Source organism: Cryobacterium sp. Hh11, from assembly GCF_004404045.1.
GTDB classification, from domain to species: Bacteria; Actinomycetota; Actinomycetes; order Actinomycetales; family Microbacteriaceae; genus Cryobacterium; species Cryobacterium levicorallinum.
The window spans coordinates 41,009-65,797 of record NZ_SOHF01000007.1 but is presented as its reverse complement, the minus strand read 5'-3'; the positions used below and the strand labels follow the sequence as shown (position 1 = coordinate 65,797).

Genomic DNA, 24,789 nt, shown 5'->3' with positions numbered 1-24,789 from the left:
TATTAGCCGAAATTCGCTCCCGTCTTCTAGGCGAAAAACTGGCCACAGCAAAGACGTTCGTCAGGTTACTGGGACAAACCTGACGTTGCTGCCATGCCACGAAGAGGCGTTTTTGCCAGTCGCAGCGCCCACGAACCTTCGCGCTGGCCGGGCTTGAGTTGCGCCTGCGCACGCCCGACCATTTCTTGACGATCTTTTCGAGCGCGGCTTGAATGTCGGGGCGCTGAGCACCGACACTTGAGTTAGCCGCAGAGAATCGCCGGCGTAGTAGCTGTCTTGCAGCAGCCGCTTGTGGGTGCGAGCCAGGTCGGCCATGGTGGCGATGAGGGCGAGCTCGACGTTGTGATTGGCACCGGATTTTTTCACCTGTGCCAGGGGCCTTCTTGGAGCGGGCGAGGGCTGCTCCCGCCTGTAGCCCGAAAGATGGGGAGCATCCGCTTGATCACCCGTCTGGGGAGAGGTGGGCTAGAGTTCGTCGCTCTCGATCAGTTCGGTCACGAGCAGCTCGTGCACACCGGCCACGATCTCGTCTGGCCGGAACGGGTACCGGTTGATCTCGGCCTCGTCGCTGATGCCGGTCATTACGAGAATCGTGTGCAGACCAGCCTCGATGCCGGCGACAATGTCGGTGTCCATCCGGTCGCCGATCATGCCGGTGTTCTCGGAGTGCGCGCCGATCTTGTTCATCGCGGAACGGAACATCATGGGGTTGGGCTTGCCGACGACATAGGGTTCCATACCGGTGGCCTTGGTGATAAGCGCCGCAATTGCCCCGGTCGCTGGCATCGGGCCGTCTTTGCTCGGTCCGGTGGCATCCGGATTCGTCGCGATGAACCGTGCGCCGCCCAGAATTAGCCGAATCGCCTTGGTGATGGCCTCGAACGAATAGTTGCGCGTCTCACCAACCACGACATAGTCGGGAGCGGTTTCGGTCATTATAAAGCCGGCCTCGTGCAGGGCAGTGGTGATTCCGGCCTCGCCGATCACGAACGCCGTGCCACCAGGCATCTGCGATTTAAGAAAGTCTGCCGTCGCGAGCGCCGAGGTCCAGATGCGGTCCTCCGGCACGTTCAGCCCGCTCGAACGCAGCCGGGCGCTCAGGTCACGCGGCGTGAAAATGGAGTTATTGGTGAGCACCAGAAACGGGGTGCCAGAATCCGTCCACTGCTGCAGCAGTTCGGAGGCCCCGGGGAGGGCCTCATTCTCGTGCACGAGCACACCGTCCATGTCGGTGAGCCAGCATTCGATTTCGTCGCGTCGTGCCATCGGGCGCTCCTTCATGTCGACTCTCAGCCTAGCTGCGCGAGGTTTCGCCTCGGTTACATCTCAGGCAATAAAGCGGATGCTGTGGCCCCACCCGAAATCGCCCGTGCCGGCACGACGGCCGAAACTGCCGAAAGCTGGCTAGTGCCTCAGGCGGTGACCCAGATGGACGCGGCAGCAGCTGGCGTGATCAGCCGGCTCTGGCCATCCGCTAACACGATGGTCAACGGCGCCGCGAGGGTGAATGCGGTGCCTGGTCCGATCAGGTCAGCTGCGAGTTCGCGCAGCACTGCGGGGTCGCGGTCGCTGATGCGCAGCACGACTCCGGCGTGCCCGACCGCGGCCTCGGCCAGCAGCGCCGACGGCTCCCGCACGACGGAGCCGTCGGCGGCCGGAATGGGATCGCCGTGCGGATCGTGCGCTGGAAACCCGAGCCGGGCGTTGATCGCTTCGAGCAGTCGATCCGAGATGGAGTGCTCGAGAATTTCGGCTTCGTCGTGCACCTGGTCCCAGTCGTAGCCCATTTCGCCGACCAGCCAGGTTTCGATCAGGCGATGCCGGCGAACGACCGCGGTCGCTCGTAGCCGGCCGGCATTCGTCAGCGCCAGCGGCCCGTACGGAACGTGGGTGATCAGCCCGCTCGCGGCGAGCTTCTTCACCATTTCGGTAACGGATGACGGCGCCACCCCCAGTCGCACGGCCAGCGCCGACGGGGTGATCAGGTCGCTCTGCCACTCAGTGTGGGAGTAGATGGTCTTGAGGTAGTCCTCGGCGGCGCCGGTCGTGTAGGTCATATCGTTTTAAGGGTAACCGCTCACGCTCTGGTGAACTCAGGCTCCGGTGAAGACGAGTACGAGCAGCAGCACGTTGAGGGCGACCAGCGCCAGCGCGCACACCACACCGGCGGCGGTCGTGAACCAGCGGTTGGTGAACGTGCCGAGCAGGCCGCGCTGCGCCGTCAGCCAGACCAGCGGAATCAGCGCGAACGGAATGCCGAACGAGAGCACCACCTGGCTGAGCACGAGCGCCTGGGTGGGGTCGAATCCGACGCCCAGAATGAGCAGAGCCGGAATCAGCGTGACCAGCCGTCGCAACAGCAGCGGAATGCGCACGTGCAGCAGGCCGTGCATAATCTCGGCCCCGGCATAGGCGCCGACCGAGGTTGAGGCGAGCCCCGACGCGAGCAATCCCACCGCAAACAGCGTCGCGACGATCGGTCCAAGCGTGTCCTTCAGCGCCGCATAGGCTCCCTCGAGCGTGTCGGTTCCGTCCACACCCTGCAAAGCGGATGCTGCGAGCAGCAGAATCGCCAGATTCACCGTTCCGGCGATGGCCATGGCGATCGTGACGTCCCATTTCGTGGCCCAGAGCAGGCGGCGGGTCGCGACCACGCCCTGCCATTCCGGGAATCGGTCGCGGGTGAGCGAGGAGTGCGCATAGATGGCGTGCGGCATGATCGTCGCGCCGAGAATGGACGCGGCGAGCAGCACCGAGTTGCTGCCCTCGAAGCGCGGAACCAGACCGTCGAGAACGCCGCCGGCATCGGGTGGGGAGACGAAGACGCCGGCCGTGAAACCGACGGTGATAATGAGCATGAGCGTGATGATGACGCGTTCAAAAATTCTCGGCCCCCGCCGCGAGTGCACCATGAGCACGATCATCGAGATGGTTCCGGTGATCACGCCACCCCAGATCAGCGGCAGGTTGAACAGCAGGTTGAGGGCGACGGCGCCGCCGATGATCTCGGCGAGGTCGGTGGCCATGGCGACGAGTTCGGCCTGAATCCAATAGAGCCGCCGCGCGGTGGGCCGTTTCATGCGCACCCCGAGAATCTCGGGGAGGCTCTGCCCGGTGACGATCCCAAGCTTGGCCGAGAGGTACTGGATGAGCCAGGCCATCACGTTGCCGGCCACGACCACCCAGACCAGCAGATAGCCGTAACGGGCTCCGGCGGTCATATTGCTTGCGACATTGCCCGGGTCGAGGTAGGCGACCCCGGCGACGAGGGCCGGTCCGAGCAGCCACAGCAGGCGGCTGGAGGCGACCGTGGTGGGAGCCTGGGCGAGCACGCGATCGGGAGCGGGGGCATCCGTTTGAGACATGCCGAAACCCTAGCCGAAATTTAGGCACACCGAAAGCCCGAATCTGGGTTCGGCCGGCGGGTTACGGTTAAGCAGTGATCGAACCAGACGCCCCCACCTTCGCCGTCGACAGCTCTTCCCCCGAACGCTCCACCTACGGGGTCGGCCCGTGGCCGGGGGAGTGGCCGAGCGAAGACCGGTACGACGCCGAGCTGCTCGAGCACGGCGACACCCGCAACGTGATCGACCGGTATCGCTACTGGAATATGGCCGCGATTGTGGCTGACCTGGATGAGCACCGGCATCCGTTTCACGTGGCGATTGAAAACTGGCAGCACGACATGAACATCGGTTCGATCGTGCGCAGCGCTAACGCGTTCGGCGCCGACACCGTGCACATTATCGGGCGCAAACGCTGGAACAAGCGCGGTGCCATGGTTACCGACCGCTACCAGCACGTGCTGCACCACACGGATGTCGCCGCGTTCGTAGAGTGGTGTGCCGCAGAGGCGCTGCCGGTGATCGCGATCGACAACGTGCCAGGAAGCGTCATTATCGAGACCTTCAGCTTCCCAGAGCGCTGCGTGCTTCTGTTCGGCCAGGAGGGCCCCGGACTGTCGGAGCAGGCCATTGCCGCCGCGGAATCCGTCGTCGAAATCAGCCAGTTCGGGTCGACCCGCTCGATCAACGCCTCGGCCGCCGCGGCCGTCACCATGCATTCCTGGGTGGTTCAGCACCGGTTCTGATTTTTCCTTCATTCGGTGACGGTTTGGGGCTAGCGTGACGGTATGACTGCGATCACTGACGATCTACCCGCCCGCCTGCTGCACGAAGAAAACGCCGGATGGGAGGCCATTCTGGGCGGTACGGGCGGCGCCTACTACCAGCGCGAAATGACCGACGACGGGTTGATGATCGTGCCGGGCGCTGTCATCACGCGCGACCAGGTCACCGCCTACTTTGATCAGGCGGCGCCGTGGGAGAGCTACGGCATTCACGAGCCCGCCATCATTCGCCTCGGCGAGCACGCCGGTGTCGTCGTCTACAAGGCAATTGCCCGGCGCGGTGAGGTGGTGGCCGAACTGAACATGTCGACCACCTATCTGTTCGTCAACGGTGGCTGGCGCGTCGCCGCCCGGCAGCAGAGCCCAGCGTAGCCTGGCCCATCCGTTCAGCAGTCTGGCGTGCATGAGCGCGCCCGATGTGGGTGCTCGCTACGGCAACCGTACGTAGCGCCCACCGATATCGGGCGCGGTCACGAGATGTCGGGCGCGAGACATGGGGCGCGGTCACGAGACAGGGGTGGCAGCGCACCGAAAGCGGCGGCCTGCGGTCTTGGTAGGATTCAGTGTGACCGGCGACAATTTGATTTCAGAGCCCGAGACCCTTCTTCCCGCGGAACCGGAGGTGCTCGAGGCCCTTCGCCGAACCGCGTGGAGCGAGATCGCCGCTGTGGTGCAGGTGCACCCGACGTCGCCGCTGGCCTGGGCTGAGCTGGCCGATGCCACCCATTCCGAGGGTCGTGTGCTCGAGTCGTACGCCTATGCTCGGGTCGGTTATCACCGCGGACTCGACGCCCTGCGCAAGGCCGGCTGGCGCGGCCACGGCCCCATTCCGTGGCGCCACGAACCCAACCGCGGGGTGCTTCGCGCCCTGTTCGCGCTGCGCCGCGGTGCCGAAGAGATCGGTGAGGCCGACGAGGTCATCCGTCTCACCGCTTTTTTGACGGATGCCGATGCGAGCGCCATTGACATCATTGGAGCCCGTTACACCGGCAGCCCCGGCTTCGACCCGGCGCCGCCGACCGAAGCCTTTGTTATTCGAGGAGAAGACTAAATGCCCGCGATCGTACTCATCGGAGCCCAGTGGGGCGACGAGGGCAAGGGCAAGGCCACCGACCTGCTCGGTAGCCGGGTCGACTATGTCGTCAAGTTCAACGGCGGCAACAACGCCGGACACACCGTTGTCATCGGTGAGGAGAAGTATGCGCTGCACCTGCTGCCGTCGGGCATCCTGAGCCCCGGAGTGACCCCGGTCATCGCGAACGGCGTGGTCGTCGACGTCGAGGTGCTGTTCGAAGAGCTCGACGCGCTGATGGAGCGCGGTGTCGACGTCTCCCGGCTCAAGGTCAGCCTGAACGCGCACGTCATCACGGCGTACCACCGCACCCTCGACAAGGTCACCGAGCGTTTTCTCGGAAAACGCCAGATCGGCACCACCGGGCGCGGCATCGGCCCGGCGTACGCCGACAAGATCAACCGCGTCGGCATCCGCGTGCAGGACCTGTTCGACGAGAACATTTTGCGCCAGAAGGTCGAGGGCGCCCTGGACCAGAAGAACCACATGCTGGTCAAGGTGTACAACCGTCGCGCCATCGAGGCCGAGGAGATCGTCACCGAGCTGCTCGGTTACGCCGAACGACTGCGCCCGATGGTCACCGACACCGCGTTGCTGCTGCACCAGGCGCTGATGGCCGGCAAGACCGTCTTGTTCGAGGGGGGCCAGGCCACCATGCTCGACGTCGACCACGGCACCTACCCCTTCGTCACGTCGTCGAACGCCACCTCGGGCGGCGCGGTGACCGGTTCCGGTATCGCACCCAACCGCATCGACCGCGTCATCGCCGTGGTCAAGGCCTACACGACCCGCGTCGGCAGCGGGCCGTTCCCGACCGAGCTGTTCGACGAGTCCGGCGAGTACCTGCGCGCCAACGGTTTCGAGTTCGGCACCACGACCGGTCGTCCGCGTCGCTGCGGCTGGTACGACGCCCCGATCGCCCGGTACACCGCCCGCATCAACGGTGTCACCGACTTCGTGCTCACCAAGCTCGACGTGCTCACCGGCCTGGCCGAGATTCCGGTCTGCGTGGCCTACTCGGTCGACGGCGTGCGCGTCGACGAGGTGCCCGTCTCGCAGAGCGACTTTCACCACGCCGTGCCGATCTACGAGAACTTTCCCGGTTGGACCGAGGACATCACCGGTGTGCGCACGTTCGAGGAGCTGCCGCAAGCCGCGCAGAACTACGTGCTCGCGCTCGAAGCCATGAGCGGATCGCGCATATCGGCGATCGGCGTCGGCCCGGGCCGTGAAGCCATCGTGGTGCGGCACGACTTGATCGACTAAAGCCGCTACCCGTTTCGGGGTTGACCTGCCACACTGGGCGGGTGAGCGCCCTGAGACCCCATTCCGTGACCCTGACCGGTCGTTTTGTGCAACTGCAACCGCTCGGCAGCGCGGTGCTGCCCGACCTGCACCGCGCCATCGCTCGCCCCGAGGTGTTCGCCGCCGGCTTCGGCGGTGGCCCGGCAGCGTTGCACCGGGACGTGGACGGGTTTATCCAATGGGCCGACACCTACTTTCAGTGGGAGAGTCTGCCCTACGTGGTGCGCCTGCTCGGCGGCGCGCACGACGGCGACGTCGTCGGCACCACGACCCTCGGCGACATCGATGTCGTCAACGAGTCGATTCACCTCGGCTGGACCGCGTACGACCCCCGCGTCTGGGGCACCGCCGTCAACGCGGAGACCAAGCTGCTCGTGCTCGGCACCGCCTTCGACAATGGTTTCGGCCGGGTCAAAATTCAAGCGGATGCCATCAACGAGCGTTCCCGCGCCGCCATCCTCGGTATCGGAGCCACCTTTGAAGGCATCCTCCGCCGGGATCGCCCCCGCGCCGACGGCACCTGGCGCGACAGCGCGGTCTACTCGATCCTCGCCGATGAGTGGCCGGCCGTTCGCGCCGGACTCGAGGCCCGCCTCTCCGCATTCGAGTCCCGGTTCGTGTCCTATCGGAGCCTGCGCAAGGCCGGGCCGGGCGGCACGATCAGCGGCGGTGGCCCGCAGAGCGGCGTGCGCAGCGGCGTGAACGGCGGGAGCACGCCGGATCTGCCGGGGGCGGCGCCCGGAGCCGCGCCGGGTTCGACCCGTGCGGCGGCCGGCTTTGACGCGGAACGAAATGCCGGGGCCGATACCTCGCAGTAGTGGCCGGGGCGTTCGTGCCCTCCACGAGGTGCTCGGCGCGCTGAAAATCGCCGAATTGTGCGGCGGTTGATCCCCGATTGGCGGGAATTCCCGCCGGCCGGGTGCGGCATCTGCTGCCATTCTTCGGCGCTTTTCAGACGTTGAGCTCGGCGGGGCGCTGGTGCGCCGACGCCCACTATAGGCTCGGACCGTGCCCCCACAGCCTGCCGCCAGCAAGACCCTCGTCACCCTGCAATTTCTCGGTATGGGGCTGATCTGGGGCTCCAGCTTTCTGTTCATCAAGATCGCGCTCGACGGGGTCAGCTTCGGTCAGGTCGCTTGGTCCAGACTCGTGCTCGGCGGACTCACCCTCGGCCTGATCGTGCTCGTGAACCGGCCGCGGGTGAACAACGGGCCGGTGCTGCCGCGCGAAGGCGTGGTCTGGCTGCACTTTCTGGTCATTGCGATCACCGGATGCGTGATTCCGCACCTGCTCTTCGCCTGGGCCGAACAGTACGTCTCGTCGAGCCTGGCGAGCATCTACAACGCGGTCACTCCGATCATGACGGCGCTCCTGGCGACGCTGGCGTTTCGGGTGGAGAAGCTCGCGCGCGCCCAGGTGGCCGGGGTAATGCTCGGCATTTTCGGCGTCGTCGTGATCATCGGTCCGTGGCAATATTCCTCGCTCACCGGCGACTTCTGGGGTCAGCTCGCCTGCCTCGGCGCGGCCGTCAGCTACGGCTTCACCTATGGCTACACGCGTCGTTTTCTGAGCGGCCGGCCAATCGCCGGCAGCACCTTCGCCTTTCTCAATATCGGCATCGGCGGCGGCATTATGTTGCTGCTGACTCCCGTGCTGGCCTGGAGCCCGGTGCAATTGACGCTGCCGATCGTGCTGTGTCTGCTGGCTTTGGGTGCCCTCGGCACCGGAGTCACCTACATCTGGAACATCAACGTGCTGCGCGCGTGGGGCCCGACCAACGCGTCCACGGTGACCTACGTGACACCCGTCGTCGGCGTTATTCTAGGGGTGCTCGTGCTGACCGAAACGTTCTCCTGGCACGAACCGACCGGGGCGCTGCTGGTGCTCATGGGCATCCTGCTCACGCAGAAACGGTTGCGGCTCGGGGGGTTCGGGGTGCGGGGCCGGGAGGCGGCGGCATCCGTTTGACGCGGGCAGCATGCATTATCGTAAAACCATGGCCGTACACGAGGAACTACCCCCAGAAGCCGACGCGGCTGCGATCGACCAGCTGCACAGCATTCGCGAGAGCATCGATAATATCGACGCCGCGCTCATTCATCTGCTGGCCGAGCGGTTCAAATTCACCCAGCAGGTCGGGCGTCTGAAGGCTGCCCACGGGTTGCCGGCCGCCGACCCGGCGCGTGAGCTCATGCAGATCGATCGCCTGCGCGGGCTCGCCGAAGAAGCGCACCTCGACCCGGCCTTCGCCGAGAAGTTCCTCAATTTCATCATCGCCGAAGTGATCCACCACCACGTGAAGATCGCCGGCGGCGAGCCGGTCGTGGTGGGACGGGCCGCTGGGGCTGCGGCCGGGCGTCCGGCTGGGTCGGCGACTGTGACTGCTAAGACTGCTGTGCCCGCTAAGACTGCTGTGCCCACTGCGACGCACCCGGTGCCGCACCCGCCGACCGCGCATGCACCGAGCCGGGCGTCGTGATCGTTCGGCGCCGCGCTGTGGGAACCGTGTGGTCAGCAACGTGAGCTGGGATCCGCGCTCCCTCCCCGACCAGAGCGGCAAGACCTTCGTGGTCACCGGCGCCAACGCGGGCCTGGGCTATTTCACCAGTGAGCAACTCGCTGGGGCTGGCGCGCACGTCATTCTGGCCTGCCGCAACACCCTGAAAGCGGATGCCGCGGCGGCGGCCATCCGCGATCGCGCGCCCGGGGCATCCGTTTCTGTGCTGCAGCTGGATGTATCAGACCTGCAGTCGGTGCGCGAGGTCAGCGAGACCCTGCGTGCTCTGCCGCGTCTCGACGGTCTGATTCTGAACGCCGGAATCGTGCACCCGTCTGCCGACCGGCAGGTGAGCCTCGACGGCAACGAGCTCATCTTCGCGACGAACTTTCTGGGCCACTTTGCGCTCACCGCCGGCACCCTTACGGCCTTGCGCCGCACGCCCGGCAGCCGGGTGGTGTCGCTCGGGTCGCTGATTTCCCGACTTATGGACTCGTCCCTCGATGATCTGCAGCTCGCCACCACGTATAACGGGTGGAAGGCGTACGCGCAATCCAAGATCGCCATGCAGGTGTTCGGGTTCGAACTTGACCGGAGGCTACGGGCGACCGGCGCCGGCATGGTGCAATCCCTGGTGGCACATCCGGGATATTCCATTTCGGGGCTGACTCCGACCATTCCCGGTGTCAATAGCGTCTCGCGGATCAAACGGGTGATCGACGGTGCGCAAACCGTGGTCGGCGCGCAGGGCAAGCACCACGGCGCCTGGTCGACCGTGCGTGCTGCAATCGACCCGGATGCCCACGGTGGCGACTACTTCGGCCCGCGCCTGCTCACCCGTGGCCGCCCCGTGCGTCAGCCCGCCACCCGCACCTCCCGCGACCGTGCCGTGGCGGCGCGTCTCTGGGAGCGAGCCGAAACCCTCATCGGTGCACCCTTCGTCTAATCCCTCTCGCGAAAGCGCAAAAAGTGCCCGATTGAGAGGTCCAATCGGGCACTTTTTGCGCTCTCGCGTGACGTAATACGCGTGGCATCGTGTCGCCACGCCGCTATCCTGACCAAATGAGTACAACTCCCGCCACCCTGACCGCAGTCACACTGGGCGACGGCCTCACTGTCAGCCTGCAGGGATACGGAGGTATGTCGCTCACTCCGGTCTACGGACCCATCGACCCCGATGACGCCCTGCGCACGGTGACGCATGCTGTTGACTCCGGCCTCACCTTCATCGACACGGCCAACGTCTACGGCAACGGGTTGAGCGAGCAGATCATCGCGCGCTTGATCGCCACCCGGCGCGATGAGGTTCAGCTGGCGAGTAAGTTCGGCATCCTCTCTGGTGGCGGTATTGGAGCGCGGGGCATCCGCGGTGACCGTGCCTACGTGTTCGAGCAGATCGACCTGAGTCTCGCCTGCCTCGGCACCGACCACCTCGACCTCTATTACCAGCACCGGGTCGACCCCGAAGTGCCGATCGAAGAAACCGTCGGTGCACTCGCCGAGCTGGTTCAGGCGGGAAAGATTCGCCACATCGGCTTGTCCGAACCGACCGGTGATGAGCTGCGGCGCGCGGTGGCCGTGCACCCGATCGCTGCGGTGCAGTCTGAGTGGAGCATTATCAGCCGGGACGTCGAGCGGCACGTTATTCCGACGGCGATCGAGCTGGGAGTCGGGTTCGTTCCGTACTCGCCGCTCGGGCGCCAATGGCTCACCGGACTCTTCGACCGTGCCTCGCTCACCGACGGCGACGGTCGCCACAAGTTTCCCCGGTTCGCCCCTGAGGCTCTCGCCGCCAACCAGCCAGTGCTTGACGAGGTGCTGGCGGTGGCTCGTGAGGCCGGGGTGTCACCGGCTCAGGTGGCGCTCGCGTGGATTTATGACAAGGGTCGCGCTCTTGGGGTTGCCGTGTCGCCCATCCCCGGCTCAAGGTTTATTGAGCGCGTGGACGAGAACCTGGCGGCCGCGGGCATCCGTCTCGATGCTGCGCACGTCGAGCGCCTGGACGCGCTCGCCGACCGCGTCGTCGCCGGCCGGTCATTCAACCCCCAGTGGGTCTCCGCCGGCCGCGAATAGCGACTCGCCTTCCTCGCGAGAGCGCAAAAAGTGCCCGATTGAACCTCTCAATCGGGCACTTTTTGCGCTCTCGGCTCACGGCCGCCAGCCGCCGGCCATGAGCGCCACCGTCACCCTGCGGATCACCTCGGACGGATTGTGGAGGTGGGATTTGTTGATGCGGATGACCCGCCAGGTCTCCTCCATGAGCGCGTCGAGGCGGTCAACGTCCCAGTGGTACTGGTTCTCGTCGGTGCGATGCTGCCCGCCGTCGTACTCGAGCAGAACACGGTACCGGCGAAAGACCAGGTCTCCGGTGGCAAGTTTCACGCCGGTGCGGCCCAGAATCAGGCCATTGACCTCGGGCTCGGGCAGGCCGGACCGCACGATCAGCAGCCGCAGGTCGGTCTCGCGGGGTGAGTCGACGCCCGGTCGAATCCAAATTAGCGCCTCGCGCAGGAGTTTCACGCCCCGGTGTCCCGAATAGCGACGAACGGCGGTGAGCAAGTCGCGCGTCGTTGCGAACGGATGCTTGCGGCGCATGAGTGCGTCGCCGATCCGGATCAAGTCGTCGAGTCCAAGCATGGTGGACAGCTGACACCAGGTGTCGACCGCGCTCGTGACGTGCAGGCCCTGAACGTCAACCACGGTGACTGTCTGGGGGGCGACGTGGTGGCCGCGAACCCCGCGTACCCGGTCGCGCAGCGCGGGTGCTTCGGTTGAGACATGAATGGTTTGGGTGCGTTCGACGGCGTAGGGCAGTGGGAGCCCGTGCACGCGAGCAGCAGTCACATGGCTGAAAAAGTCTGATTCGGACATGCGGTGGGCGTAGGTGTGGATGAGCAGGTCTACCGAGTTGTTCTTTCCACGCGGGGTGCGCGTGGCCGGATAGGGACGCGCCAAGTCGGACGCCCGCATCCGCTTCTTGGTTAGGCCGGCGCCACTGCCCTCGGCCGTGCTGAATGGACGACCGTCAAAGTCCGGTGGAAGTCTGTGAGACCGATTCATGCCCACAGTGTGACCCAACTTCAACGAGTCCCAAGAGTTATCCACACCCCAAGCCCCTGGCAAGGTTCGCGAGAGCGCAAAAAGTGCCCGATTGAACCTCTCAATCGGGCACTTTTTGCGCTCTCGCGAGCTAGCTAGGCGAAGGCGGCGGGGAGACGGGATTGGTGACGATTGCGCATCTCCGAGAGAGTCGCGGCGAAGACGTCCTGCACCTCCAGGGCGTGCAGGGTATTGTCCGTCACACCGATGCGCAGCACCGGAATGTAGCGGCCGGCACACAGCCCGAGAAACTTCACGTCGTCTTCGCGCGGCACGCTGACGATGACGCGACCGGCTGACTCCGAGAACAGGGCAGTGGATGCGTCCACCCCGTCGCGCCCGCAGATGTCACCCAGCCAGACCCGTGCGCCCACCCCGAAGCGCATCACGGCTTCGGCGAGGGCCTGGGCGAGCCCGCCCTCACTGAGGTCGTGCGCGCTGTCGATCAGGGCTTCCTTCGACGCGGCGTGCAGCAGACCGGCGAGGGCCTTCTCGCGGCCTAGATCCACGACCGGCGGACGACCACCGAGGTGGTCGTGCACCACTCCGGCCCAGGCCGAGCCGTCCAGCTCGAGGCGGGTCTCGCCGAGCAGGTAGATGTTGTGGCCGTCGTCCTGCCAGCCGCTGGGGATGCGGCGGGCGACGTCGTCGATCACGCCGAGCACGGCCACGACCGGCGTCGGGTGGATCGGCTGGTCGCCGGTCTGGTTGTAGAACGAGACATTGCCGCCGGTGACAGGAATCTCCAGCTCGAGGCATCCGTCGGCGAGGGCCGTGACGGCCTCACGGAACTGCCACATGACCTCGGGGTTCTCGGGCGAGCCGAAGTTGAGGCAGTCGCTGACCCCGGCCGGAACGGCGCCGGTCGCGGCGACATTGCGGTACGCCTCGGCGAGAGCGAGCTGCGCGCCGCGGTACGGGTCGAGCTGGCAGTAGCGGCCGTTCGCGTCGGTGGCGATCGCGAAGCCGAGGCCCGACTCTTCGTCGACGCGGATCATGCCGCCGTCGTCGGGAAAGGATAGCGCCGTGTTGCCCTGCACGTAGTGGTCGTACTGGTCGGTGATCCAGCTCGGGTCGGCCAGGTTGGGCGAGCCGAGCAGGTCGAGGAACTGCTCGCGCAGGGTCTCGCCGTCGAGTGCACGAGGCAGCACGGAGGCGGTGTCGGCCTGTAGGGCGTCGATCCAGGTGGGGTAGGCGAGCGGGCGCTCGTAGACCGGGCCGTCGACGGCCACGGTGCGCGGCAGCACGTTGACGATTTCTTCGCCGTGCCAGTTGATGATCAGTCGGCCGGTGTCGGTGACCTCGCCGAGCACGCTGGTCTCAACGTCCCACTTCTTCGTGACGGCGAGAAAACCCGCGAGCTTCTCGGGAGTGACGATCGCCATCATGCGTTCCTGACTCTCGCTCATCAGAATCTCTTCGGCGGTGAGCGTCGGGTCGCGCAGCAGAACCTTCTCGAGTTCGATGAACATGCCGCCGTCACCGTTCGAGGCGAGCTCAGAAGTGGCGCAGCTGATGCCGGCCGCGCCGAGGTCCTGAATACCCTCGACGAGCTTGCCCGCGAACAGTTCGAGGCAGCACTCGATGAGTACCTTCTCGGCGAACGGGTCGCCGACCTGCACCGCGGGGCGCTTGGTCGGTCCGCCGGCGCTGAACGTGTCCGAGGCGAGAATGGATGCCCCGCCGATGCCGTCGCCGCCGGTGCGGGCTCCGAACAATACGACCTGATTGCCGACGCCGCGGGCGTTGGCGAGGTGCAGGTCTTCGTGGCGCAGCACGCCGACCGAGAGCGCGTTGACCAGCGGGTTGCCCTGGTAGACCCGGTCGAACACCGTTTCGCCGCCGATGTTGGGCAGGCCGAGGCAGTTACCGTAGAAGCTGATGCCGCTGACGACGCCGTGCACGACACGGGCTGTGTCTGGATCGTTGATATCGCCGAAGCGGAGGGCGTCCATCACGGCGACCGGGCGGGCGCCCATCGAGATGATGTCGCGCACGATGCCGCCGACGCCGGTCGCGGCGCCCTGGAACGGCTCAATGTAGGAGGGGTGGTTGTGCGATTCGATCTTGAAGGTGACCGCCCAGCCTTCGCCGACGTCGAGCACGCCGGCGTTCTCGCCCATGCCGACCATGAGGTTCTTCTTCATGGCGGGGGTGACCTTGTCGCCGAACTGGCGCAGGTACATCTTCGAGCTTTTATAGGAGCAGTGCTCGCTCCACATCACCGAGTACATGGCGAGCTCGCCACTCGTTGGGCGGCGGCCCAGAATTTCGCGAATCTTCGCGTACTCATCGGCCTTGAGCCCGAGCGCGCCGTAGGGCTGCTCCTTCTCCGGCGTCGCAATGGCGTTGGAAACGGTGTCGGCGACGCCGCGGGAAGAGGTATTGGAAACAGCGGTCACGTGTGGAATTCTCCCCGATATAGCGGATGCTTGACCCGGTCAGTCTACCGGTCGCCCCGTTATGCCGATATCGGCATGGTGCGGCAGACGGGAATCGGGTGCCTTCGGCCCGCAGGGAGGACTACTCGGCTCAGCTCTGCCCCCAACGAAAAACGGGCAGGTCGGATGCCGCAGCACCCGACCCGCCCTGTTGGGTTCAGAAGGTCAGTCCCTACTTCTCCCAACCCATGTTCTCGACGGGCTGCACGCCGAAGAGGTCCAAGCCAACGTAGGGCTCGGGAGTGAGATTTGCGAGGCCTTCCTTGACAGTCCAAATTTCTGGTCCGTTATACATCGGGAAGATGCCCCAGGTCTCGGCGAGGATCTCGGCTTCGAGCTTCATCGCCTGGACCGTCTGCTCCTTGGGGTCGGAGATCGACTCAAGCTGGTCGTGAATCTTCGCGTCGATCTCGGGAGTTCCCGTTCCGGAGAGGTTGAGCCCACTGTCGGAGCAGTAGATCTGGCAGAACCATGCCGCACCGAAGGGGTCAGAGGCAGTGAAGCGAAGCGAAAATATGTCCCAGTTCTTCGTGGAGTAGTCGGTCGAGAAGTCCTGAGGCGACCGCGTGTCGATGGTGACAGCAAAACCGGCGGCCTTCAGCTGCTGCTGCAAAGCCTTGGCGGCAGCCTCCTGCACGGGGTCGTCGCTGAATATGGGGTAGGTCAACGCGAGGGCGACGCCATCCTTCGCGCGAATTCCGTCCTCGCCCGCGGTCCAGCCGGCCTCGTCAAGCAGACCCTTTGCGCCTTCGAGGTCAAACTTGTAGCCGGCCTCGTCAAGCGCGTTGACGTAGTCGGGCTGGAAGGCGTACAGCGTGAACGAACCAGCGGGATCCTCTTCGTAGTTCAGACCGTTCCAGACGACCTTCTTCTGCTGCTCCACGTCAACAGCCATGAAGAATGCCTTACGAACATTGATGTCCTGGAACTGTGGCTTGTCGGAGTCAACCTGCAGTAGCGTGTTGGCCGTCTGCTGAGCCCGGTGCGTCACGACCCCATCCATATCCTTGACCTGCTCGAGGCGGTCCTTGGTGTTGGTGCTGGCCATATCGATCTCGCCGTTTTTGAAGGCGTTGATGGATGCTGCGCGGTCCAGCTGACGAAAGGTCACCTTGTCGAGCAGCGGCTTCTCGCCCCACCAATTTTCGTTTGGCTCAAACACCACGGTTCCGCCGTTGATGTCGAAGTTGCTGAGTTTGTACGGCCCGGCGCCCCACTCAGCGTGCGGTTCGTCAATGTAGCCCTCGTTGAAGATTTCGGGCGTGTTCACCTTGGGGTTGAGCACAGTGGTGAAGAGCATCTGAGGCCACGCAAATTCACCTTTGAAGGTGACGACGGCCTGCTTATCTGTTTCGCCCTTGGTGACCGACTCGATCTCCTTGTAACCGTCAGTGGCATTGGGGCTGTAGCCCTCTTCGTAGGAGCGGTTCGCGATCCAGGTTGCTTCGAACGCCTTCCAGTCGATGGGTGCGCCATCGTTCCAGACTGCGTCGTCGTTGATGGTGAAGTTGACGAAGGTCTTGCCGTCCGCGGTGCCGAATTCCCAGTCGTCGAGGTAGGCATCGTTCTTGTAGGGCGTGCCGTCTTCTTCCATGAGCAGAATCTGTGGCGTGTACCACGACGCGAGGCGTGAGGTGTCCGCGCTCGCGTCGCCATTGGACGGGTTCATCTGCGGGGTGATCTCCGTGATCGGGAAGACCACTTCGCCACCCTCCTGGAGGTTTTCGCGTGGTTGGGGATTGTAATCAGCGGACGAGACTGCAATGGTGCCTCCGCCATCGTCACCGGGGTCACCTGCCGCGGTGCAACCGCTGATACCGAGGGTGAGAACACCGCCCAGTGCGATAATTCCAAGGAGCTTTCTGTGCTGATTCATACCGTTCCTTACTGTGTGGGGCTGGATATGGGAAAATCAACTCCGGCCAGGAACCGTGACACCCGAACGGTGTCAACGCTCACTGAGCTGAGACGCTTTATCTGAAATGGCATGCGTTGCGATGGGTGTTCTCTAACCCGGTCAACGGCGGCACTTCGCCAAGACAACGTGCCTGCTTCTCTGGTGGCAGAACCTTGAAGAGCTGGCACCTGTTGGCGAACGAGCAGCCCCCAATGTGATCGGTGGCGCTTGCCAGGTCACCGCTGAGCACGATGCGTTCGCGGGTGCGCTCGATGTCCGGATCCGGGATAGGAATCGCCGAGAGCAAAGCCTGCGTATAGGGATGCTGGGGGTTCTCGAAGATCTCGTCGACGCTGCCATGCTCAACGAAAGCGCCCAGATACATGACGGCCACGCGATCAGCGATGTGTCGAACGACGGAGAGGTCGTGCGCGACGAAGAGGTAGGACAGGCCCAGCTTGGCCTTGAGCTCATCGAGCAGGTTGATCACGCCAGCCTGGATGGAAACATCGAGAGCCGAGACGGGTTCATCAAGCACCACAATCTTGGGGTTGGTAGCCAGGGCTCGGGCGATACCGATGCGTTGGCGTTGGCCTCCCGAGAACGCGGACGGAAAACGGTTGCTGTGCGTTGGGTCGAGGCCGACCAGGTCCATCAGCTCATCGACCCGGCTTTCGCCCTCAGCTTTCTTGGTTCCGATCGCACGTAACGGCTCGGCGATGATATCGGCCACCGTCATGCGCGGGTCGAGGGCGCCCATCGGGTCTTGAAACACGATCTGGATGTCACGCCGCAGGGTGCGCTCGGCGTGACCGCGACGCACATCGGCGACGCTGGTCCCGCCGAGGAGGATGTCGCCATCGACCTGTTCGACCAGATCCATGATTTGCAGCAGCGTCGTGGTCTTGCCGCAACCCGATTCGCCGACGATCGCCATCGTCTCGCCCTCACGGATGTCAAACGATATTCCACGGATTGCATGGACCTCCCCAACCTTGCGTTTCAGGAAGGCCCCCTTCATCAGGGGAAAGGTCTTGGTTAAATTGCGTACTTCGAGTGTCACCGGCCGATCCTCACGGGGCACGCCCGCCAGAGCGCGCTCGGGGATATCTGGCACGGGAAACACTGGGTGCCCATCGATGAGGCCACCGTCGGTAATTTCGTGTGAACGGATGCACGCAGCGTGGTGTTCGCCCGCCTCGTCGTTGCCAACGGCCACGAGGTCAGGTTCGCGCGAATGACAGGCATCGATAACGATCGGACAGCGCGCCGCAAAGGGGCACGCATCCGGAAGATTGATCAGCAGCGGCGGGTTTCCCTTGACCGGTACAAGGGGCTGTTTTTCGGCCTTGTCGACCCGGGGGATCGCGCCAAGGAGACCAATGGAGTACGGCATGCGCGTGCGGTGGAAGAGCTCGTGCACGGGGGCCTTCTCGACCGGCCTGCCCGCATACATCACCAGCACATCGTCCGCGGTTTTGGCGACGACCCCCATGTCGTGAGTGATCATGATGACGGCGGCACCGGTCTCGCTCTGGGCTTTGGCGATCAGGTCGAGAATCTGGGCCTGGATCGTCACATCGAGGGCGGTTGTCGGCTCGTCGGCGATGATAAGTTTCGGCTTGTTGGCCATCGCGATCGCAATCACCACTCGTTGGCGCATCCCGCCAGAGAACTCGTGGGGGAAGGACTTCATGCGCCGTTCGGGATTGGGAAGCCCAACGGTCTCGAGCAGTTCGACGGCACGAGCCCACGCTGCACGCTTCGAGAGCTTGCGATGAACGGTGAGCGCCTCAATAAGCTGGTCACCAATGCTGAAGACCGGGGTGAGCGACGACAGCGGGTCTTGAAAGATCATCGCCAAACCATTGCCCCGGATCGCGGAGAGCTGCTTGTCAGATTTGCCCAGTAGCTCCTGGCCGTCGAAAGTGATTGAGCCAGAGACCCTGACGTTCTCGTCCAGCAGCCCCATGATCGCCAGCGACGTGACCGACTTGCCCGAACCGGACTCGCCGACAACGCCGAGTGTGCGACCCGCCTTGAGGTCGAACGAGATGCCGCGTACGGCGTCGACCGTGCCCGTCTCCGAGGGGAAACTGACCTTGAGGTCGCGAACAGAAAGGAGTGGGTTGGTCATGCTCGCCCTCCAGCGGCCGAAGTCGGGTCGAGCGCGTCCCTCAGGCCGTCAGCGACGAGGGCCATCGAGACCGTGAGTAGCGTGAGCGCGGCGGCTGGAAAATAGAACAACCACGGTGCGCTGGTGATGGTGTTTGCCCCGGAGCCAATCAGTGAGCCGAGCGAGACATCAGGGATCTTGACACCGAAGCCGAGGAACGACAGACCGGTCTCGATCATCACCGCGGCAACCACACCAAGAGTGAAGTTGATCACCAGAAGCGAACCGATGTTGGGCAGCAGGTGGCGCAGCACGATCTTCATACCCGGCACGCCCATGTAGCGGGCGGCGTGCACATACTCTCGTTCACGCAGTGAGAGAGCCATCGTCCAGATCACCCGAGCGGGGAAGAACCACCCGATGAGAATCATGATGAGCGAAATAATGCGCCAGTCTCCGCCGGAGTCGTTGGAGAACATTGCCAGAAGCAGGAATGTGGGCACGACCATCAGGAAATGAATGAGCAGCAGTGTGAGCCGCTCGAACATGCCGCTGAAGTATGCGGCCGCGGTGCCAACCACTGCAGAAATCACCGTGGTTCCCACCGAGACTGCGACGGCAATCATGAGTGAGCGTTGCAGGCCGATTGCCACCTGGGCGAAGGTGTCGTTGCCCGCGCTCGTGGTGCCAAACCAGTGTTCGCCGCTCGGCGGCTCACCGATATTGAGAAAATCGAGCTCAATGTGGTCGTAGCGCGCAAGCAGGGGAGCAACGAGCGCGAACAGCACGAGAACGGCGAAGATCACCAGGCCCGCGACCGCCGGACGATTGCGCCGAAAACGCCTGGAGTAGAGCTCCCACTTCGACATCCGTTTTCGGGGTAGCCGAATAGCAGTGGTCTCTGGTCCGACGGCCGGTTGGATTGAATTCCTGGGCATCTCAGCTCACCCGCACTCTCGGATCGAGAACAACGACGGCGATGTCGGCGAGCAGCGCTCCGATCGCGGTCAGAACCGCGCCAAACGCGGCAATCGCGACGGTTCCATGGATGTCATTCTTTGAAATGGTTTCGAGAAAGTAGCGGCCCATGCCATTCCATCCGAAAATCGACTCGGTGAGGATCGCACCCATGAAAACGGTGGGGATTGTGAACGCCACCTGTGTTGCGACCGGAATGAGCGAGGTGCGCAGCGCGTGCTTGCGAATGGCCTGCGCCTTCGTCAGGCCCTTGGCGCGGGCGGTGCGCACGTAGTCGGCGTTGATATTGTCGAGCAGCAGTGAACGCTGAAGGAAATGGGTGCCGGCATAGCCAATGATCACGAGTGCGACGGTCGGCAAAATAAGATGCTGCAGGGCGTCAATGGTAATGGGGAAGAATCCCGTAACATCCGGACTCGCCGAGCCGGTGACGAAGAACACCGTCGTTCCCACCATGTTGTTGAAACCGATCGCCAGGAGCACGATTCCGAGAGCCGCCACGACGATATTGATGTTCATCGTGACGATCGAGGTGGCCTGACCGATGCGGTCGGCAATCTTGTACTGTCTGGACGCGGTGTACACGCCGAGAGCAATCCCCAAGACGGTGGCGAGTATCGTGGCGCCGAGTACGAGCTCTGCGCTCACCCACATGCGATAGGCCACTTGATCATTCACCGACTGGCCGACCGGGCTTACTCCCCAATCCCAGCGGAAGATGATGCCGGAGAACCAGCTCCACCAACGCTCCAGGAGCGGAACGGTATCGCTGAGGTTTCGCGGTTGGAGCAGTTGGACTATCTGGTCCTCTGACAGGGGTGGGCGACGTCCAACGTAGTTGTTGCGCGGGTCAAGAAATCCCCAGGCCAAGAAGTAAGTCAAAGTCGTCGCGACCACGATCATGAGCATCCAGCCGGCGAAGCGACGTATCAAGTACTTGATCAAGAGCTTGTCTTTCTGCAGTGAAAGCGCGTGTCAGGATCGCCGACGCAACGCTGAGTCAGTATGTGCTGTGTGCACATGCGACCGTCGTTTGTTTACGTCGGGTGAACATGTGCAGAACATTCGTACTATCGCAGTGTGTCACGGCTGATGTCCGTCGCGATAGTCAAAGCTCGCCATCGTGTCTCCTGGGAGACGAGCGGCAGCTCTCTTTACGCGCCGATGCTGGATGCCAGGGATCCCGCAGAAGACCGCCTCATCGACGGGTGCGGAACGTTGCTGAATGACCATCAGTGCCGGGAAAATCGCAACCGGTCTGACCCCCGTTTTGGGGGAGAAACTTACTCCTCCAGTGGCCATCGATAGCGTCGGTTGCGGCTTTGTGGAATGCCACGCCGAGCGCGACCATAGACTGCCTCAATGACAGACAGCGCACTCGTCGGCCCCGTCGCCGCGCCGGATCTGCATGTCATGAGTTTCAACATCCGTCGACGCCTGCCGCATCTCAACGCGCGCAGCCCCGATCGGTGGGTGCGCCGCCGGCCCCTGCTGAAACGCCTGCTCGCGGCGGAACAGCCCGCGCTGATCGGTGTGCAGGAAGCACTGTTCGACCAGGCAAACTTTGTGCGTCACGCGCTTGGCGACCGTTACCGCTCGATCGGTTATGGCCGAGAATCCAACAAGGGCGGGGAAGGCTGTCCGATCTTTTACGATTCCCGTCGACTGAGCGTGCTTGAGTGGAAGCAGACGGCCCTCTCCGACACACCGACGCAGCCGGGATCCACCTCGTGGGGTAATCACACTCCGCGGGTCGTCGTCGACGCGCTCTTTCACGATATCGCCACCGGCATCGATTTTCAGGTCGTGAACACTCACTTTGACCACCGCTCCCGCACCTCGCGGCTGAGATCCGCCGACGCGGTTCGACGAATCGTGGCTGCATCGATGCTGCCCACTATCGTGACCGGCGATTTCAACACGGATGCGAATACCGCCCCCTTTGACCGGATCACCGGTCAGGGCCTGCTGCTGGATACCTGGAAAACAGCAGAAGAACGCCTCACCGAAGAGTGGGGAACGTTTCTGAACTACCGCCTTCCGCGGCGCAATCTCAAACGCATCGACTGGCTCCTCGTCACGCCCAGCGCCACCGTGCTGAAGGCTGCCATTAACGTGACGCATTTTGAGGGCGACTGGCCGTCGGACCACGCCGCGATACAGGCCGTCGTGAATCTCGCCGGCACCGCCCCGAGGCTCGAGCGCTGACCTGTTTTGCGGGAGGGACCGAATCTGGCGGGACTCTAGGCTGGCGGGAGGGGATGTGACCATTCCCGGTTTAAGGGGAAATCATGAGCAGTGCCGATCCACCCGTCATTCCAGCTGAGGTCGCCGAGAGAGCGCCTCGTCGCAGCATCGTCGCAGCATCGTCGCGCTGATGGCGTTCTGGTTCTGGATCGCCGGAGCCTTGACCATATTCATTTCCACCGCGATCGGGTTCGCCCAGCCGATCCGGACCGGCTCCGAGTTCATGTTCATTGTCGGGCCGCTGTCGCTCTACGCCATCTACGTCCCCATTCTGACGATCGGCGCAGCCGCGGCCGTCGTCGCCATCGCGATGAAGAATCGTCCCAAGCGCCTGGCGATCGTGGCGCTGGTGCTGAACGTGGTGTCGGTGCTCCCGGCGCTCTGGGTGATCCTGCTGATGACGGTGCTGATGGGTGGCATTCCCGTCAGCGCGAATTGACCTGCCCGCATGTCTAAAGGCACGCTCCCTCGCGCATCAGCGGCCAACCGCTGACGCTCATTAGCCGCTGATTTGGGGCCGGTCCAGGTGCGGTCGATAGCCCTGATGAGTTGCCCATTCGAGCCAGTTGGCCGGCAGCCATGAGCCGTCCTGCAATTGCGGGTGAGACGGATGCCGCGCGAGAGCCCAGAGCGCAAACACGAGCTCCGCCCACTCCGAGTTGACGCGCCACGTAATCGGTCCAGTGCTCGACCGGCCCTGCAAGATCAGGCAGTTGTAGCCGACCAGCTGCATGAGGTCGATGGAGTCCCAGGTCCACTCAAATAGCCCCTCCCTCGTCTGCAGGTAGAAGCCATGTGTGGTGACGAAGATGGTTCCGCCAAACAGTGGGCGCCACGCCATTTGGGCATCCGCTGCCGCACGGTTGCGCGCATTCGAGTTGCCGGCGGCTCTCACCGCCAGAGTGCCGGCTGCGAGAGCGAGGCCAAACAGGCCTGTTCCAAAGGCGAAGGACCTGGATTGTGCGTACGAACCGTCTCCGGCGGCGTAGAACGCGTCGACGAGGAGCCCGCCCATGGTCAGCGCCGTCACGCCGGGCGACAACGGAAACAGCGTTTGGATGTGCGATTTTATCGGTCGCTTCTTCACCACATCGGACACGATATGACAGGTTGTCCACAGGGCGGTGTCGGCGGGAAGCCACACCCGTGCGGGAAGTCGGGAAGCCACAATTCACACTATCCACTTCGGCCCGGCACCGACAGGCATCGTGTGGATTCACCGGCGAGGGTTTGCACCTCGCCGGCTCCCGCCGGGTGGCCGAGAGGTCGGGGATCGCTGTGACCGAACAGGGGCCCGGCCGCTCAGGCCGCCGCATCCATCTTCACCGCCGGGGCGTCGTCCTACTGAAGCATCGCGGCACGCTCCCGCGCGCGAAGGTCCTTACGCAGAATCTTGCCGGAGGCCGACTTCGGAATCAGCTCGATGAACTCGACCGCGCGCACCTTCTTGTGCGGGGCTACCCGCTCGCTGACAAAGGCCATGACCTCCTCGGCCGTGACCGCCGACTCAGCCACGGTGACGACGAAGGCCTTGGGAATTTCCTGGCCGTCGGCATCCGCTACCCCGATCACGGCCGCATCCTTGATGCGCGGATGGGTGAGCAGCAGCGCCTCGAGCTCGGCCGGCGCGATCTGGTAGCCCTTGTACTTGATCAGCTCCTTGCTGCGGTCGACGATGGTCACCTCGCCGAGCGCACTCACCGTGGCGATGTCGCCGGTGTGCAAAAAACCGTCGGTGTCGATGGTCTCGCGGGTGGCCTGCTCGTTGTTCAGATAGCCGAGCATCACGTTGGGGCCGCGCACGAGCAACTCGCCAGGCTCACTCACCCCCGCTGCGGGCACCTCGATCTCCTCGCCGGTTTCGGTCGACATGAGCTTGCAGTCCATGTTCGGCACGGTCACCCCGACCGAGGCGCGCGACAGGTGCGGCGCGTCGATCGGAATCAGGTGGCTCACCGGGCTGACCTCGGTCATACCGTAGCCCTGCAGAATGCGGCAGTCCAGCCGGGCGGCGACGGCCGCGGCGAGGGTGCCGTCGAGCGGTGCAGCGCCGGAGAGGATCGTGTGCACGCTCGACAGGTCGTAGCTTTCGACGAGCGGATGCTTCGCCACGGCGACCGCAATCGGCGGCGCGATGAACACGTAGCTGCAGCGATGATCCTGAATCATTCGTAGAAATTCGACGAAGTCGAACTTCGCCATCGTGACGAGGGCGGCCCGCTGTTTGAAGGCGAGGTTGAGCAGAACCGTCATTCCGTAGATGTGGTAGAACGGCAGCAGTGCGAGCACCCTGTCTTCGGGCACGACGCCGATCAGGTCCCGCGCTTGCTGCACGTTCGCGACCAGGTTGCGGTGGCTGAGCATGACGCCCTTCGGCGCCGCTGTCGTGCCCGAGGAGTACGGCAAAACGGCCACGTGCGTGGCCGGGACGATGGTCACGACCGGCGCTGCGGCATCCGCTGCCAGCAAATCAGCCAGCGACGGATGCCCCGGCTCGCCGTCGATCACCACGATGTGCTCGTCGGGAATGCCAGCGGCGTGGGCTGCAGCCTTGGCGCCGGGCAGCAGTGGCGAGACGGTCACAAGCCAGGTCGCGCCGGAGTCGGCCAGCTGACGCTGGATGTCGTCAGGGGTGTAGAGCGAATTGATGGTGGTGACCGTGGCGCCGGCGCGCAGAATACCGTGGAAGACGGCGGTGAACTCTGGTGTGTTGGGGCAGAGCAGGCCGATGACCGTGCCGGGACCGACGCCCTGGGCGGCGAGAGAGCCAGCCACTCGGGTGATCTGGTCGACCAGGGTGCGATAGCTGAGTGCCTCGCCCGTGGCCCCGTCGATCACCGCGGTGCGCTCGAGCTCGGCCTCGGTCAAATCGCCGAACAGAAAATCGAAAATGCTCAGGTTGGGAATCTCGACCGGAGCGTAGGGGCTCGTGAACACGGGGATCTCCTTTGATCGGGTGCGGCGGTTCACCGTACCGCTCGGGGCTGGCGCGAAACTGTGCATGTCAC

The 24,789-nt window shown here is 64.1% G+C and carries 21 protein-coding genes and 1 pseudogene; 11 read left to right on the top strand and 11 right to left on the bottom strand.

Annotated elements, in window-relative coordinates; translation table 11 throughout:
* Nucleotides 1-465 precede the first annotated feature (465 nt).
* The 3 genes from E3T46_RS02270 to E3T46_RS02260 all read right to left on the bottom strand — a co-directional run bounded on the left by E3T46_RS02270 (nt 466) and on the right by E3T46_RS02260 (nt 3,365).
* The gene (locus E3T46_RS02270; protein WP_104131812.1) at nt 466-1,266 is read right to left on the bottom strand and encodes an HAD-IIA family hydrolase; all 801 of its coding nucleotides are present in this window, start codon (nt 1,264-1,266) and stop codon (nt 466-468) included.
* A gap of 146 nt (nt 1,267-1,412) precedes the next feature.
* Nucleotides 1,413-2,057, bottom strand: coding sequence for a metal-dependent transcriptional regulator (locus E3T46_RS02265; protein ID WP_134577309.1), 645 nt, complete (start codon nt 2,055-2,057; stop codon nt 1,413-1,415).
* A gap of 36 nt (nt 2,058-2,093) precedes the next feature.
* The gene (locus tag E3T46_RS02260) at nt 2,094-3,365 is read right to left on the bottom strand and encodes an Nramp family divalent metal transporter (protein WP_134577308.1); all 1,272 of its coding nucleotides are present in this window, start codon (nt 3,363-3,365) and stop codon (nt 2,094-2,096) included.
* 74 nt (nt 3,366-3,439) lie between these two features.
* Between E3T46_RS02260 and E3T46_RS02255 the strand changes: the two genes are divergently transcribed.
* The 9 genes and pseudogenes from E3T46_RS02255 (at nt 3,440) to E3T46_RS02215 (ending at nt 11,076) form a co-directional block, all read left to right on the top strand.
* Nucleotides 3,440-4,090 (top strand): RNA methyltransferase, encoded by a 651-nt coding sequence (locus E3T46_RS02255; RefSeq protein ID WP_134577307.1) that lies wholly within the window; start codon nt 3,440-3,442, stop codon nt 4,088-4,090.
* 42 nt (nt 4,091-4,132) lie between these two features.
* Nucleotides 4,133-4,501: a nuclear transport factor 2 family protein gene (locus E3T46_RS02250; RefSeq protein WP_104135897.1), complete on the top strand. Its 369-nt coding sequence runs from the start codon at nt 4,133-4,135 to the stop codon at nt 4,499-4,501.
* Nucleotides 4,502-4,694: 193 nt separating this feature from the next.
* Nucleotides 4,695-5,180 carry a DUF3151 domain-containing protein gene (locus E3T46_RS02245; protein ID WP_092447899.1) on the top strand — a complete coding sequence of 162 codons (486 nt, stop codon included), beginning with the start codon at nt 4,695-4,697 and terminating at the stop codon, nt 5,178-5,180.
* Complete coding sequence (locus E3T46_RS02240) at nt 5,181-6,467, top strand: adenylosuccinate synthase (RefSeq protein WP_134577305.1); 1,287 nt, start codon at nt 5,181-5,183, stop codon at nt 6,465-6,467.
* Nucleotides 6,468-6,508: 41 nt separating this feature from the next.
* Nucleotides 6,509-7,324: a GNAT family protein gene (locus E3T46_RS02235; protein ID WP_134577304.1), complete on the top strand. Its 816-nt coding sequence runs from the start codon at nt 6,509-6,511 to the stop codon at nt 7,322-7,324.
* A 190-nt stretch (nt 7,325-7,514) separates the two neighbouring features.
* Complete coding sequence (locus E3T46_RS02230) at nt 7,515-8,474, top strand: DMT family transporter (protein WP_347232599.1); 960 nt, start codon at nt 7,515-7,517, stop codon at nt 8,472-8,474.
* A gap of 28 nt (nt 8,475-8,502) precedes the next feature.
* Nucleotides 8,503-8,814 (top strand): annotated as a pseudogene (locus E3T46_RS18325) (chorismate mutase); the annotation flags it as partial.
* 199 nt (nt 8,815-9,013) lie between these two features.
* Nucleotides 9,014-9,949, top strand: coding sequence for an SDR family NAD(P)-dependent oxidoreductase (locus tag E3T46_RS02220; RefSeq protein WP_241980412.1), 936 nt, complete (start codon nt 9,014-9,016; stop codon nt 9,947-9,949).
* A 116-nt stretch (nt 9,950-10,065) separates the two neighbouring features.
* Nucleotides 10,066-11,076 carry an aldo/keto reductase gene (locus tag E3T46_RS02215; RefSeq protein WP_134577302.1) on the top strand — a complete coding sequence of 337 codons (1,011 nt, stop codon included), beginning with the start codon at nt 10,066-10,068 and terminating at the stop codon, nt 11,074-11,076.
* A 75-nt stretch (nt 11,077-11,151) separates the two neighbouring features.
* Here E3T46_RS02215 and E3T46_RS02210 read toward each other — a convergent pair whose 3' ends face one another.
* The 6 genes from E3T46_RS02210 to E3T46_RS02185 all read right to left on the bottom strand — a co-directional run bounded on the left by E3T46_RS02210 (nt 11,152) and on the right by E3T46_RS02185 (nt 20,479).
* Nucleotides 11,152-12,063: a DUF559 domain-containing protein gene (locus E3T46_RS02210; protein WP_134577301.1), complete on the bottom strand. Its 912-nt coding sequence runs from the start codon at nt 12,061-12,063 to the stop codon at nt 11,152-11,154.
* Between the two features lie 134 nt (nt 12,064-12,197).
* Nucleotides 12,198-14,504 (bottom strand): phosphoribosylformylglycinamidine synthase subunit PurL, encoded by a 2,307-nt coding sequence (gene purL, locus E3T46_RS02205; RefSeq protein ID WP_134577300.1) that lies wholly within the window; start codon nt 14,502-14,504, stop codon nt 12,198-12,200.
* Nucleotides 14,505-14,715: 211 nt separating this feature from the next.
* On the bottom strand, nt 14,716-16,419 hold the full coding sequence (locus tag E3T46_RS02200) for an ABC transporter family substrate-binding protein (protein WP_134577299.1): 1,704 nt from the start codon (nt 16,417-16,419) through the stop codon (nt 14,716-14,718).
* A gap of 97 nt (nt 16,420-16,516) precedes the next feature.
* A complete protein-coding gene (locus E3T46_RS02195; protein WP_134577298.1) occupies nt 16,517-18,577 on the bottom strand; it encodes an ABC transporter ATP-binding protein in 2,061 nt (686 codons plus the stop codon).
* Complete coding sequence (locus E3T46_RS02190; protein WP_134577297.1) at nt 18,574-19,425, bottom strand: ABC transporter permease; 852 nt, start codon at nt 19,423-19,425, stop codon at nt 18,574-18,576. Before E3T46_RS02190 ends, E3T46_RS02195 begins: the two co-directional genes overlap by 4 nt.
* A 70-nt stretch (nt 19,426-19,495) precedes the next feature.
* Nucleotides 19,496-20,479, bottom strand: a complete 984-nt coding sequence (locus tag E3T46_RS02185) for an ABC transporter permease (RefSeq protein ID WP_134577296.1) — start codon at nt 20,477-20,479, stop codon at nt 19,496-19,498.
* A gap of 417 nt (nt 20,480-20,896) precedes the next feature.
* Between E3T46_RS02185 and E3T46_RS02180 the strand changes: the two genes are divergently transcribed.
* Complete coding sequence (locus E3T46_RS02180; RefSeq protein ID WP_134577295.1) at nt 20,897-21,742, top strand: endonuclease/exonuclease/phosphatase family protein; 846 nt, start codon at nt 20,897-20,899, stop codon at nt 21,740-21,742.
* Nucleotides 21,743-21,911: 169 nt separating this feature from the next.
* Nucleotides 21,912-22,220 (top strand): hypothetical protein, encoded by a 309-nt coding sequence (locus E3T46_RS02175; protein WP_134577294.1) that lies wholly within the window; start codon nt 21,912-21,914, stop codon nt 22,218-22,220.
* A 60-nt stretch (nt 22,221-22,280) separates the two neighbouring features.
* Here E3T46_RS02175 and E3T46_RS02170 read toward each other — a convergent pair whose 3' ends face one another.
* Nucleotides 22,281-22,949: a hypothetical protein gene (locus E3T46_RS02170; protein WP_134577293.1), complete on the bottom strand. Its 669-nt coding sequence runs from the start codon at nt 22,947-22,949 to the stop codon at nt 22,281-22,283.
* 173 nt (nt 22,950-23,122) lie between these two features.
* Nucleotides 23,123-24,718 carry an AMP-binding protein gene (locus E3T46_RS02165; protein WP_198419093.1) on the bottom strand — a complete coding sequence of 532 codons (1,596 nt, stop codon included), beginning with the start codon at nt 24,716-24,718 and terminating at the stop codon, nt 23,123-23,125.
* Nucleotides 24,719-24,789: the final 71 nt, after the last annotated feature.

Excerpts from the sequence above, each read along its gene's own strand:
- E3T46_RS02270 (WP_104131812.1), bottom strand. The coding sequence starts at position 1,266 with ATGGCACGACGCGACGAAATCGAATGCTGGCTCACCGACATGGACGGT.
- E3T46_RS02265 (WP_134577309.1), bottom strand. The coding sequence starts at position 2,057 with ATGACCTACACGACCGGCGCCGCCGAGGACTACCTCAAGACCATCTAC.
- E3T46_RS02260 (WP_134577308.1), bottom strand. The coding sequence starts at position 3,365 with ATGTCTCAAACGGATGCCCCCGCTCCCGATCGCGTGCTCGCCCAGGCT.
- E3T46_RS02250 (WP_104135897.1), top strand. The coding sequence starts at position 4,133 with ATGACTGCGATCACTGACGATCTACCCGCCCGCCTGCTGCACGAAGAA.
- E3T46_RS02240 (WP_134577305.1), top strand. The coding sequence starts at position 5,181 with ATGCCCGCGATCGTACTCATCGGAGCCCAGTGGGGCGACGAGGGCAAG.
- E3T46_RS02215 (WP_134577302.1), top strand. The coding sequence starts at position 10,066 with ATGAGTACAACTCCCGCCACCCTGACCGCAGTCACACTGGGCGACGGC.
- E3T46_RS02210 (WP_134577301.1), bottom strand. The coding sequence starts at position 12,063 with ATGAATCGGTCTCACAGACTTCCACCGGACTTTGACGGTCGTCCATTC.
- E3T46_RS02200 (WP_134577299.1), bottom strand. The coding sequence starts at position 16,419 with ATGAATCAGCACAGAAAGCTCCTTGGAATTATCGCACTGGGCGGTGTT.
- E3T46_RS02195 (WP_134577298.1), bottom strand. The coding sequence starts at position 18,577 with ATGACCAACCCACTCCTTTCTGTTCGCGACCTCAAGGTCAGTTTCCCC.
- E3T46_RS02190 (WP_134577297.1), bottom strand. The coding sequence starts at position 19,425 with ATGTCGAAGTGGGAGCTCTACTCCAGGCGTTTTCGGCGCAATCGTCCG.
- E3T46_RS02180 (WP_134577295.1), top strand. The coding sequence starts at position 20,897 with ATGACAGACAGCGCACTCGTCGGCCCCGTCGCCGCGCCGGATCTGCAT.
- E3T46_RS02175 (WP_134577294.1), top strand. The coding sequence starts at position 21,912 with ATGGCGTTCTGGTTCTGGATCGCCGGAGCCTTGACCATATTCATTTCC.